Source organism: Flavobacterium azizsancarii (genome assembly GCF_027980145.1).
In the GTDB taxonomy this organism is placed as follows: domain Bacteria; phylum Bacteroidota; class Bacteroidia; order Flavobacteriales; family Flavobacteriaceae; genus Flavobacterium; species Flavobacterium azizsancarii.
Map to the genome: position 1 here is coordinate 58,554 of NZ_JAMZNK010000001.1, position 12,244 is coordinate 70,797.

The 12,244-nt window shown below is 34.8% G+C and carries 10 protein-coding genes and 1 pseudogene; 10 read left to right on the forward strand and 1 reads right to left on the reverse strand.

From position 1 onward, the window contains the following. Positions 1 to 13: 13 nt before the first annotated feature. From NJT12_RS00390 to NJT12_RS00435, 10 genes and pseudogenes are all read left to right on the forward strand, one after another. Positions 14 to 925: an NAD(P)/FAD-dependent oxidoreductase gene (locus tag NJT12_RS00390; RefSeq protein ID WP_271333943.1), complete on the forward strand. Its 912-nt coding sequence runs from the start codon at positions 14 to 16 to the stop codon at positions 923 to 925. Positions 926 to 1,512: 587 nt separating this feature from the next. Further along, complete coding sequence (locus NJT12_RS00395; RefSeq protein ID WP_271333944.1) at positions 1,513 to 3,774, forward strand: TonB-dependent receptor; 2,262 nt, start codon at positions 1,513 to 1,515, stop codon at positions 3,772 to 3,774. Positions 3,775 to 4,088: 314 nt separating this feature from the next. Then, complete coding sequence (locus tag NJT12_RS00400) at positions 4,089 to 4,550, forward strand: thioredoxin family protein (protein ID WP_271333945.1); 462 nt, start codon at positions 4,089 to 4,091, stop codon at positions 4,548 to 4,550. An 18-nt stretch (positions 4,551 to 4,568) separates the two neighbouring features. Next, positions 4,569 to 5,765 carry a lycopene cyclase family protein gene (locus NJT12_RS00405; RefSeq protein WP_271334113.1) on the forward strand — a complete coding sequence of 399 codons (1,197 nt, stop codon included), beginning with the start codon at positions 4,569 to 4,571 and terminating at the stop codon, positions 5,763 to 5,765. A gap of 3 nt (positions 5,766 to 5,768) precedes the next feature. Continuing rightward, complete coding sequence (locus NJT12_RS00410; RefSeq protein ID WP_271333946.1) at positions 5,769 to 6,566, forward strand: tetratricopeptide repeat protein; 798 nt, start codon at positions 5,769 to 5,771, stop codon at positions 6,564 to 6,566. Between the two features lie 264 nt (positions 6,567 to 6,830). Further along, positions 6,831 to 7,241 (forward strand): BrxA/BrxB family bacilliredoxin, encoded by a 411-nt coding sequence (locus NJT12_RS00415; protein WP_271333947.1) that lies wholly within the window; start codon positions 6,831 to 6,833, stop codon positions 7,239 to 7,241. A 294-nt stretch (positions 7,242 to 7,535) separates the two neighbouring features. Continuing rightward, on the forward strand, positions 7,536 to 8,921 hold the full coding sequence (gene trhO, locus NJT12_RS00420; RefSeq protein WP_271333948.1) for an oxygen-dependent tRNA uridine(34) hydroxylase TrhO: 1,386 nt from the start codon (positions 7,536 to 7,538) through the stop codon (positions 8,919 to 8,921). A gap of 22 nt (positions 8,922 to 8,943) precedes the next feature. Further along, positions 8,944 to 9,384, forward strand: a pseudogene (tnpA, locus tag NJT12_RS00425) (IS200/IS605 family transposase). Between the two features lie 219 nt (positions 9,385 to 9,603). Continuing rightward, positions 9,604 to 10,845: a peptidase U32 family protein gene (locus NJT12_RS00430; RefSeq protein ID WP_271333950.1), complete on the forward strand. Its 1,242-nt coding sequence runs from the start codon at positions 9,604 to 9,606 to the stop codon at positions 10,843 to 10,845. After that, complete coding sequence (locus NJT12_RS00435) at positions 10,845 to 11,075, forward strand: ferredoxin (protein ID WP_271333951.1); 231 nt, start codon at positions 10,845 to 10,847, stop codon at positions 11,073 to 11,075. The genes NJT12_RS00430 and NJT12_RS00435 overlap by 1 nt, the downstream gene beginning before the upstream one ends. 67 nt (positions 11,076 to 11,142) lie before the next feature. Here NJT12_RS00435 and NJT12_RS00440 read toward each other — a convergent pair whose 3' ends face one another. Next, positions 11,143 to 12,189, reverse strand: a complete 1,047-nt coding sequence (locus NJT12_RS00440; RefSeq protein WP_271333952.1) for an XAC2610-related protein — start codon at positions 12,187 to 12,189, stop codon at positions 11,143 to 11,145. Positions 12,190 to 12,244 lie beyond the last annotated feature (55 nt).

The window sequence follows — 12,244 nt, forward strand, 5'->3', positions numbered from 1 at the left end:
AAAACTTAAAACTATGATATACAATAATAAATACGACGTTATAATTATCGGAGGTAGCTATAGCGGACTTTCGGCGGCAATGAGCTTGGGGCGTTCTTTACGACACGTTTTAGTGATCGATAGTGGTTTGCCTTGCAACAGACAAACACCACATTCGCATAATTTTATCACGCACGATGGAGAGAAACCAGCTATAATTTCGGCGAAAGCCAAAACCCAGGTAGACTTTTATGAAACGGTTCAATTTTATAACGGACTTGCCATTAGCGCCATTAAAACAGAATCTGGTTTTGAAATAGAAACTCAGTCGGGAAAGATTTTTACATCTAAAAAAGTATTGTTTGCAACAGGCGTAAAAGATTTACTGCCACAAATTCCTGGTTTTGCAGAATGTTGGGGAATTTCGGTTTTGCATTGTCCGTATTGTCACGGTTATGAAGTAAAAAAAGAAAAAACTGCCATCGTAGCCAATGGTGATATGGCTTTTGATTATGCTAAAATGATTTCGAACTGGACAAAAGATTTAAGATTGATTACCAATGGGAAATCGAAATTGACTTTAGAGCAAACTCAAATGCTGAAGAAACATAAAGTTGAAATTATCGAACATGAAATCGAGGCTTTGGAACACGAAAACGGAAATGTTCAGCATATTGTCTTTAAAAATCAATCAAAAGTATCCGTAAAAGCGATTTATTTCAGAGCACCTTTTGAGCAGCATTGTTCTTTACCGGAGTCTTTAGGCTGTGAATTGACAGAACAAGGTTTATTGAAAGTAGATCCTTTTCAGAAAACGACAATTGCAGGAGTTTTTGCGAGTGGAGATTGTCACATTCAGGCACGGTCTGTTGCAATGGCGGTTTCTTCAGGATCTTTTGCAGGAGCGATGATCAATAGAGAAATTATTGACGAAGAATTTATTTAACTTAAACCTGATTGAATGTAAACGAAAACAAAAAAAGCTCTAGCTAAGCCTCTAAAATTTGGCTAAAGTCTTTTTTTATTCAATCTTGTTCCCCTAGCTGAAGCTAGGGGCTATGCAAAGAACGTTCGGTTTTTAAAACATAAAGAAACTATATAAATCAATGTTTGAAATTTCTTTTTTTTGTGCCGTTAGGCACTAAATACCGGTAGAAAACAGGAATTGAAATATAATTGAAGCGTGCCGTAGGTACGCAACAAAACGATAGCTGTTGCGTACCTACGGCACGCTAAACTAATTGTGAATTAATGACTACCAATATTTAGTGCCTAACGGCACATTAAACCTTTGATAACATAGCTATTGCAACCGCTTAAAAAGGCATTTCAACTTTGCATTAATTCACATAGACTATGCGAAGAAAGCGAGCTTTCTTTTACTGCTTGAAAAAGAAACTATAAAACCTATGTTTTTATATGTTAAAAATAACTCCAAAGTATTGAATTAAAACACATTTAAAAGTTTTTTACTTTAGAAACATTATTTGTCAAATTTAATTTTTAGTTTTGTCTAAATTTAATTTTATAAGAATGAAAAAACTATTTTTGATATTGCTTTTATTTGGTTTGCAAATTTCGTTCGCTCAGGAAACTTCTAATATTTCAGGATTTATCTCAGGCGAGCGGCATAAATTACAGTTGGTAAATGTTCAGTTAACAGGAACAAAACATAAAACGGTTACCGATAGTTTAGGGTTTTATAAATTAGAAAATGTTGCAGTTGGCAGTTATACGTTACAAGTTTCTCAAATAGGTTTCCAGACAATAAGGAAGAAAATAGAAGTTATTGAAGATTCTATTCAGTCCTATGACTTTGAATTAACGGATAACGAAAATCAACTGAACGAAGTGGTAGTTTCGGGGACTTTAAAAGCGGTAAGAAGATTAGAAAGTGCTGTTCCGGTTGAGGTTTATTCGCCGGTTTTCTTCAAGAAGAATCCAACGCCAAGTATTTATGAAGCACTTCAAAACATCAATGGCGTTCGGCCACAGCTCAATTGTGGCGTTTGCAACACGGGAGATATTCATATCAACGGTTTAGAAGGTCCGTATACTTTGGTTTTGATAGACGGAATGCCAATCGTGAGTAGCCTTTCAACCGTTTATGGATTATCCGGAATCCCTAATTCTTTGGTCGAAAGAATCGAAATTGTAAAAGGCCCGGCATCGTCTCTTTATGGAAGTGAAGCGGTTGGAGGTTTGATCAACATTATTACCAAGAACCCAACCAACGCGCCTTTGTTTTCTGCGGATGTTTTTACGACTTCGTATCTGGAAACCAATGTCGATTTGGGAATGAAATTCAGCCCGACTAAAAAATCAACAACACTTTTGGGAATCAATTATTTCGATTACAATCAGGTTGTCGATAAAGACAGGGATGGTTTTACTGATGTTACACTTTCGCAAAGAATTTCGGTTTTTAATAAATGGAATTTTCAAAGAGAAAATAACCGTTTGTTTAGCATCGCAGCACGCGGAATGTATGAAGACCGTTGGGGAGGCGACGTGCGTTGGGAGAAAAAATACCGAGGTGGCGATGAAATTTATGGCGAAAGTATTTATACCAAAAGAGGAGAGTTAATAGGAAGTTATCAATTGCCATTCGAAGAAAAACTAATGCTTTCGTTCTCCGGAAATGTGCATTATCAGGACAGTCGTTACGGAACAACATCGTATATCGCCAATCAAAAAATAGGTTTCCTGCAATTGACCTGGGATAAAAAAATTGGTCGAAATGATTTTCTTGCAGGAATTGCCACTCGATATTCGTATTACGACGATAATACAACTGCCACAAAAGAACCGGAAAGTACGTGGTTGCCGGGAATTTTTGTTCAGGACGAAATTACGCTGTCTCCAAAAAGTCAGGTTTTGTTAGGAATGCGTTATGATTATAATTCGATTCACGGTTCGATTTATACGCCTAGAGTTGCATATCGATGGAAAGCGAATGACAATACTATTTTTCGTTTGAATGCGGGAACCGGATTTCGTGTTGTCAATTTATTTACCGAAGATCACGCGGCGCTTACAGGTTCCAGGGATGTGGTGATTAAAAGCGATCTGAAACCGGAACGATCTGTAAATGCAAACCTGAATTACATTCAGAAAATAAACTTTACAAACGGAACTTTTATAGGAATAGAAACAACGGTTTTTTATACACGCTTCAGCAATAAAATTATATCCGATTATGAAACGGATCCCAATAAAATCATTTACGATAACATCAATGGTTATGCCATTAGCCAGGGAATTAGTACTAACGTTGATTTGAACCTCACAAACGGATTAAAATTTATTCTTGGAGCCACAGTTTTAGATAATAAAAATGTTCAGGACGGAATTTCAGAAAGACCTTTTCTAACTGAAAAATTCACGGGAACCTGGAGTATTTCTTATAAGATAGAACCGTGGAATTTATCATTGGATTATACCGGGAATGTCTACAGCCCAATGAAATTGCCTTTATTGAGCGATTTAGATCCAAGAGATCCAAACTCGCCGTGGTATAGTATTCAGAATATTCAGTTTACATATTTTGGCTGGAAGAATTTTGAATTGTATGGCGGAGTAAAGAATCTATTGAACTTCACGCCAAAACGAAATAATCCGTTTTTGATTTCGAGAACCAATGATCCTTTCGATAAAAATGTACAATATGATGCAGCCGGAAAAGTTTTGGTAACGCCTGACAATCCGTACGGTTTGACTTTTGATACAACTTATGTCTACGGGCAAAACCAAAAGATTCGTGGTTTTTTTGGGTTGCGATATACTTTGAGATAAGTTATTAATGATGGCACACAGATTAGACGGATTAAACAGGTTTTCGCTGATTCATATTTTTAAAATTGTTGATAAACATCTGTCAGGCTGAGCGGAGTCGAAGCCCGCTCCAACTTACAAGCCTTCGACTCCGCTCAGGATGACAGTCGAGTTTGTATCATTTAAAATGAAGGAAGTTTTTTTTGCCACGAATTGCACGAATTATCACGAATTTAATTAGTGTAAATTAGTGTGATTCGTGGCAAACTTTTTTCCAGTATTAAAAATAAAATCATTTTTAATCTTTCCAATCTGTGGCAAAACAAACAAAACAAATGAAAAAGCTATTACTTATAATCTTCTTAGCTATAACTTCAACAGGATTTTGCCAGTTAAAGCAACATTCTTTTGAGGAAGTGGATAGTTTGCAGCAGATTCAAAAGAAGAAAATAATCGTTTTTATTCATACCAATTGGTGTCACTTTTGCCAACGAATGAAACAAACGACTTTCAAAAATCAGGAAATCATTGATAAACTGAATTCGGATTTTTATTTTGTGGATTTGAATGCAGAGGAAAAACGAGATATTAATTTTAATAATCAGATTTTTAAATACAAACCTTCGGGGAACAATGTTGGTGTTCATGAATTGGCCTTGCAATTAGGAACGATCAAGAATCAAATCGTATATCCGGTTTTATGTGTTTTGAATGAAAAGAAGGAGATTCTCCTACAATACAACAACTATCTTAATTCAAAGGATTTTAAACTACTTTTAGAAAAATTGGAAGAATAAAATTTATTATTTTTGAGAATGCAATCTTCACAAATCAAACACTTCGACTACATTTTTACAGGATCAGGTTTATCTGCTTTGATGACCGTTTATAAAATGGTAGTGTCTGGAAAATTCAGTGATAAATTAATTTTATTGTTAGACGAAGATTCGAAGAAAACCAATGACAGAACATGGTGTTTTTGGGCAAAAGATGAAACGCTTTGGAATTCTATCATCTTTAAAAAATGGGATTTGGCTCTTTTTGCCAATGAAGATTTCAAACGTGATTTAGCGTTGAAACCTTATCAATACAATCAAATACGAGGATTAGATTTCTATAATTTTGTTTTTACAGCGATTTCAAAACATCAAAACATTACTTTTTTAAACGAAAAAGTAACCGATATCAATGAACTCGAAACCCATGTTTTTGTGGGTACAGATGAAAACAGATATACCTGCGATTATTTATTCAATAGTATTTACACCAAAGCTTTTGCTTTAAGTCAAACCAAATATCCGGTTTTGCAACAACATTTTATAGGTTGGTTTGTAAAAACCGAAGAGGAAATTTTCAATTCGGAACAAGCGACTTTCATGGATTTTTCGGTTGAACAAAGGGGGAACACACGTTTTATGTATGTTTTGCCTATTTCTAAAACCGAAGCTTTAATAGAATATACACTCTTTTCTGAAGATCTTCTGCCAAAAGAAGAATACGAAAACGAGATTCAAATTTACTTGCGAAATCTCGGAGCTGATCAATATCAAATTATTGAGAAGGAGCAAGGGAGTATTCCAATGACGTGTTTTCCTTTTTGGAAAAAGAATACAAAACGAGTCCTGAATATAGGAACTGCCGGCGGATGGACAAAAGCAAGTACGGGTTATACTTTTAAAAATTCAGATAAAAAATCTTCAAAATTAGTTGATTTTCTAATAGATAGAAGTCCTTCGATTCCGCTCACGATGACAATGTTTTACAAGAAAAACAAATTTTGGTTTTATGATTTATTGCTTTTAGATATTCTGTATCGTCGTAATGAGTTAGGAAGTGCTATTTTTTCATCCATGTTCAAAAAAGGAAACCCAGCTTTAATTTTTAAATTTCTGGATGAAGAAACCTCTTTGCCTCAAGATGTTAAAGTTATTTTAAAGTGTCCTAAAATGCCATTTATAAAGGCGTTATTTAGAGTGATTTTTCTTTCAAATAATTTTAACAAAAAGCAATAACCTTTGAAAAATATTACTTTAGGATTTAGTCTCTTTTTTACTCTTTTATCTTTTGGACAAGTTTCTACAAACAAAAACCACGATGCAATTGTTGAAGAATTTCTAACCAATTGTGCAGAGAAACATAACTATGTTTTTGAAATGACCGCGTGGCAGGATTGTCTTGATCAGGGTCTTAAAAAAGACAGTACCGTTGCTTATTTATGGCAGCAAAAAGCAATGCCTTATTTTAAATGCAAAAAATACGAAGTTGGAATGCAATATCTGGATAAGGCTGTTTTGTACGACAAACAAGAATGGTTGCCTTACAGAGGTTTTATGAAATGTATTTTCTCAAGAAACTATAAAGATGCTATCAAAGATTTAGAAGAATGTATTAAACTCTATGGAAACGGTTATAGGATGGATCATACTTATGGTTTTTATATGGGACTTTGTTATTTGCAATTGAATGAGTACACAAAAGCAGAAAAACTTTTTGATGATTATGTAAATGATATTTATAAAAACAGGCAAAAATTAGAACATCCAACTGCTTATTTTTATCAGGGAATTGCTAAATATGAACTTAAAAAATGGGATGAAGCAATAGCTATTTTTGATAAAGCAATAAAAATTTATCCCGAATTCTCAGATGCTAAATATTACAAAGCCTTTTGCTTGCTTAAACAGGGGAAATCTAAAGAAGAAGTAATTGCTTTGGTAGGAATAGCGCGGGAAGACGCTGCAAAGGGATTTTCTATCAATGAAGACAATACAATCTACGAAACCTATCCCTACCAAAATAAATTTACGAAATAACATCAATTATAAATTAAAACTAGGTTATACTTTTTTTGTTTCAGGCAGATTTAGCAGAATATTTAAGGTGTTTTCTATCTAAAATATTTGTAGAAATTTAAAATAACCTGCATTTATCAGCCAAAATCCGCCAAATCTGCGGGCCATTTCTCATACCATAAAATATCAATTCAACTATAACAAAACTTTATACCTGAAATTAACTAGTTGCGAGTAAACTTTGTAACTTTGCAGATCAAAAGTAAAATTTAAAAATAAAGAGATATGTATCCAGAAGAAATGGTAAAACCAATGCAAGCTGAATTGACAACTGCAGGTTTTCAAGATTTACATAGTGCTGACGCTGTAGATAATGCTATCAAAGCCGAAGGTACCACTTTAGTTGTTGTAAACTCTGTTTGTGGTTGTGCTGCAAGAAATGCACGTCCGGGAGCAAAAATGAGTTTAGAAGGAGCTAAAAAACCAGATCACTTAATCACGGTTTTCGCAGGTGTTGACAAAGAAGCTGTTGATGCTGCAAGACAACATATGTTCCCTTTTCCTCCATCATCGCCATCTATGGCTTTGTTCAAAAACGGAGAGTTGGTTCACATGTTAGAGCGTCACCACATCGAAGGTCGCCCAGCAGAATTAATCGCTGAGAACTTGCAAGATGCGTTTAACGAGTATTGTTAATTAAGTTGCTGAGGTTCTAAGTTATATTAAAGACTGTCTATTTAGGCAGTCTTTTTTATTTGAAGCTAATCCAGCTGTCCGTTATATCTTTTGTGCCGAACACCGGCCCAAAAGGATGCCACTCCCATCTGGGCTAAAAATCAGAAATACTAAGAATTTTAGTTTTTCAACTTAGAACCTTAAGCAACTTAGCGTCTCAGGACCTTTGTGCCTAGGAACCTTTGCAACTTCGAACCTTTTTCCGTACTTTTGCACCTCAAAAAATAATTTCTAAACTTAAAAACTGTTTATAGCATGCAACTGTACAACACTTTAAGCGCAGAAGAAAGAGCCATCATGATCGATGATGCCGGTAAACAACGACTAACGTTGTCTTTCTATGCGTATGCCAAAATTCAAGATCCCAAAAAATTTCGCGATGATTTATTTGTAGCCTGGAATAAGCTTGATGCTTTAGGCCGAATTTATGTTGCCAACGAAGGAATAAATGCTCAGATGAGTATTCCGGAAGAAAATTTGGAGGCTTTTAGAACTACTCTTGAAGTTTATGATTTCATGAAAGGTATACGATTGAATGAAGCGGTAGAACACGATGATCATTCGTTTTTAAAATTGACTATTAAAGTTCGTGATAAAATCGTCGCTGACGGTTTGAACGACGAAACTTTTGATGTAACCGATATAGGCGTTCACTTGAAAGCCAAAGAATTTAATGAAATCCTTGATGATCCCAATACGATTGTAGTAGATTTTAGAAATCACTACGAAAGTGAAGTAGGACATTTTAAAGGCGCTATTACTCCAGACGTTGAAACGTTTAGAGAGAGTTTGCCTATAATCAACGATCAGCTTCAGAACCATAAAGATGATAAAAATCTGGTGATGTATTGCACCGGTGGAATTCGTTGCGAAAAAGCGAGTGCTTATTTTAAACACCAGGGCTTTAAAAATGTTTTTCAATTAGAAGGCGGAATCATTAATTACGCCAAACAAATTGAGGCAGAAGGTTTAGAAAGCAAATTTATTGGGAAAAACTTTGTATTTGATAATCGTCTTGGCGAAAGAATTACTGAAGATATTATCTCTCAATGCCACCAATGTGGAAAACCTTGTGACAATCACACCAATTGCGAAAATGACGGCTGTCATTTGTTATTTATTCAATGTGACGAATGTAAAGCTGCAATGGAAAACTGCTGTTCTACAGAATGTCTTGATGTTATACACATGCCTTTGGTTGACCAAGTTCGTTTAAGAACCGGAAAACAGGTTGGAAACAAAGTTTTTAGAAAAGGAAAATCTGAAAATCTAAAATTCAAACATTCAGGGGAATTATCAGATAATTCATTGGCTACAGTCGACCCGAGCTTAAGCGAACAGGGGAAGCAAAAGCCTGCCGATATTCGCCAAAAAATAAAAGTCAAAAAAGTACTTCTTGGTAAAGCGGAACATTATTATGTAAAAGCACAAGTTGGTCTTTTTACTTTAGAAAACCACGAATTAAATTCGGGTGATAAAATCTTAATTTCCGGGCCTACTACAGGTAATCAGGAACTGGTTTTAGATAAAATGATTGTCAACGATGCAGATGCCAACACTGCTAAAATTGGAGATCGAGTTACTTTTGAAGTTCCATTTCGTATTCGTTTGTCAGATAAGTTGTATAAAATTGTAAATTAGTTGAAATTTTAAGCTAATTTACATGTCGAATTCGTTTACCAAATTATGGATTCATGCAATTTGGGCAACCAAAAACCGTCAGGAATTAATTGATTATTCAATTGAGGAAAAATTGTATGATTATATCCGAGAGGAATTAATTGAACAAGGATGTCCCGTTAGAATCATTAATGGAATGCCGGATCATGTGCATGTTTTATTTTTACAAAATCCACAAAAAACTATCTCAGACCTTTTAAAGCAAATAAAAGGAAGTTCTTCGCATTTTATAAATAGTGGGGATTTTATCCTTGAAAAATTTGCCTGGCAAACGGGATTTGCGGCTTATTCAGTCAGCGAATCTCAGTGAGAGGTTGTGTATAATTATATAAAAAATCAAAAACAACATCATCTTAAGATCAATGGACAAGATGAATTTGATGAATTTGTAAAATTGCATAAACTGGGAAATAATACAAAATGATTGACGTTGCGTCCCCAAGGTTAAAACCTCGGGCTATGTCTAAAAATATTTAGAAAATGTATCTCGAAACATAGTGAACGGTTTCAACCGTTTGGAGGCGATATAAAATGCTCAATGATGCGTACCGATGTTTCAACCGTTTGGACACCATAAAATAGGGACTATATAATTGAAAAAAATAACCAATAGTTTTAACTATTGGAAACAATACAAATAAAAATGACAACAAATAACAAAATTGAATTGATGGCTCCCGCAGGGAGCTTTGATTCACTTCAGGCAGCGCTCGATAATGGCGCTGATTCTATTTATTTTGGAGTAGAACAACTTAATATGCGCGCGCGTTCGACAGTAAATTTTACTATGGATGATTTGCAGGAAATCGCCAATCGTTGTGAAGCCAAAAAAGTTAGAAGTTATCTGACTTTAAATACGATCATTTACGATCACGACTTATCTGTTGTAAGGACATTGTTGAATAAAGCCAAAGAAGCGAATATTACAGCTGTAATTGCCTCTGACCAAGCTGTGATTGCAATGGCAAGAACAATTGGAATGGAAGTTCATATTTCGACCCAATTGAATGTAACGAACATTGAGACCATAAAATTCTACAGTTTATTTGCTGATACTATGGTTTTAAGCCGTGAACTGAGTTTGCGTCAGGTAAAAAGTATTACTGATCAAATAGAGAAAGAAGAGATAAAAGGTCCAAACGGCAATTTAGTCGAAATCGAAATTTTTGGTCACGGTGCCTTGTGTATGGCGGTTTCAGGTAAATGTTATTTGAGTTTACATTCACATAATTCATCTGCAAATCGTGGAGCGTGCAAGCAAAACTGCCGAAAAAAATATACCGTTATCGATCAGGAAACTGGTTTTGAGATTGAAGTTGATAATGAATACCTGATGTCGCCTAAAGATTTATGTACGCTTGATTTTTTAGATCAGGTAATCGATTCTGGAATTCAGGTGCTGAAAATCGAAGGCCGTGGCCGTGCGCCGGAATATGTAGCAACGGTTATCAAAACGTATCGTGAAGCTATAGATTCGTATTACGAAAAAACGTTCTCTAAAGAAAAGGTTTTTGTTTGGATGGAAGCTTTGAATACAGTTTATAATCGTGGTTTTTGGTCAGGGTATTATCTGGGTCAGGAATTAGGAGAATGGAGTGATATTCCAGGTTCTGCGGCGACGCAAAAGAAAGTCTATGTAGGCAAGGGAACGCATTATTTCCCAAAAGCTGAAGTTGGACAATTCAAAATTGAAGCTTACGATATTAAGATTGGAGATAGAATTTTAGTTACCGGTCCAAGTACAGGAGCGCAGGAAATGATTATTGATGAAATGATGGTAAATGATTTGGTTTCTGAAAAGGCTACAAAAGGTGACGATTGTACTTTTAAATTGCCTTTCAGAATAAGAATGTCTGATAAATTATATAAAATAGTGGAGGCGTAATGGTTATCATCACTTTACAAAGAGACAAATGCATTGGCTGTAATTATTGCGTCGAAATGGATCCGGTTCATTTTCAAATGTCTAAAAAAGACGGCAAATCGGTTTTGATTCATTCGAAAGATGCGAAAGGCTTTTTTACTTTAAAATCTCCCAATCACACAATTGTCGAAAGTTGTGAATTGGCTGCGAAGGCTTGTCCGGTGAAGATTATTACGGTTAAGGAGACTTAGATTATTTTCCTGATTATAAATAAAAAGAGCCACAATTTGTGGCTCTTTTATCTTTTTAGATTGACTATTATTTAACAAGATTTACAAATTTAGCATTTGTCAAAGAAGACAAAGTTCCTTCTTTATCCATACCTTGCCAATCTGATATTTTTCCGTTTACATTAATTTTAATACCAACTGCGTTAGGTGTTTCATAGATGAGGTATTTTATGTTGCCGCTATTAAACTCCAATTCGTAATCTGCATTTTGTTTCCTGAATTTAAATATTGCTTTACCGGCTTTTTCCGGACTGGACGGATGTGCAAAAGAAACAAATTTATATTCGTCGTTTTGCTGAAAAGCATAATACAATATGTTATCAGCTTTAAATAAGATCACACGTCCTTTGCCGTTTTTTGTGTCGAAAGCAAGTAGTTTTCTTTCATTTAAACTGGATTCATAGAGCGACAAAGAAGTAAAAGGAACATATTGGTTGTTTTCCCATCTCTTTCCTGTTATTTGAGAAAAAGGACCTTCTACAAAACCATCTTCTACATAACTGGACAACATTTTTGCTTCTTTACCGGTAACGGTGAAATGTTCGATGCCATGAAGAGCAGCTCCGCCAGAACTCGATGTTATGATTCGTTTGTATTTAGGATTAATCTCAAATGAACCGCCTCGCACACAATGAGTATTATCATAAATACTGCTTATATTTGGACTAGGGACAAAACCTGCTGGCGTATTAATAAAGATACTTGCTGTTGCCTGTGGTGAATAGCATCCTTCATCAAAAAGTTCTGGATAAAAAATGATAATATCGGGTCTTCCGTCAAAATTCACATCTCCCAGTACACTGATATTTTTATTAGATATGCTTTTGAATGTTGTTGTCTTCGCTGTTTTGTTGATTTGTGGCGTAGAAAGTTCTTTTGTACCATATTCAAGTGCTATTTTTTTACTTTCATTTTCAGTAAGTTTATAATATTCTTTTATTTCTGAGTTGGTTGTATCCCGCACAAAGTACAAAGTATAGCCTTTCATGAAATCATTAATAAAATAGGCTTTCTGTGCGTGTAAAGTAGATACTGCTGTTAAGAGAAAAATTATTAAATAAATTTTTAGTTTCATATTTGATTTTGAAAATGCTTTAAAGATTAGAGTCTATTTTTGATACAACTTAAAT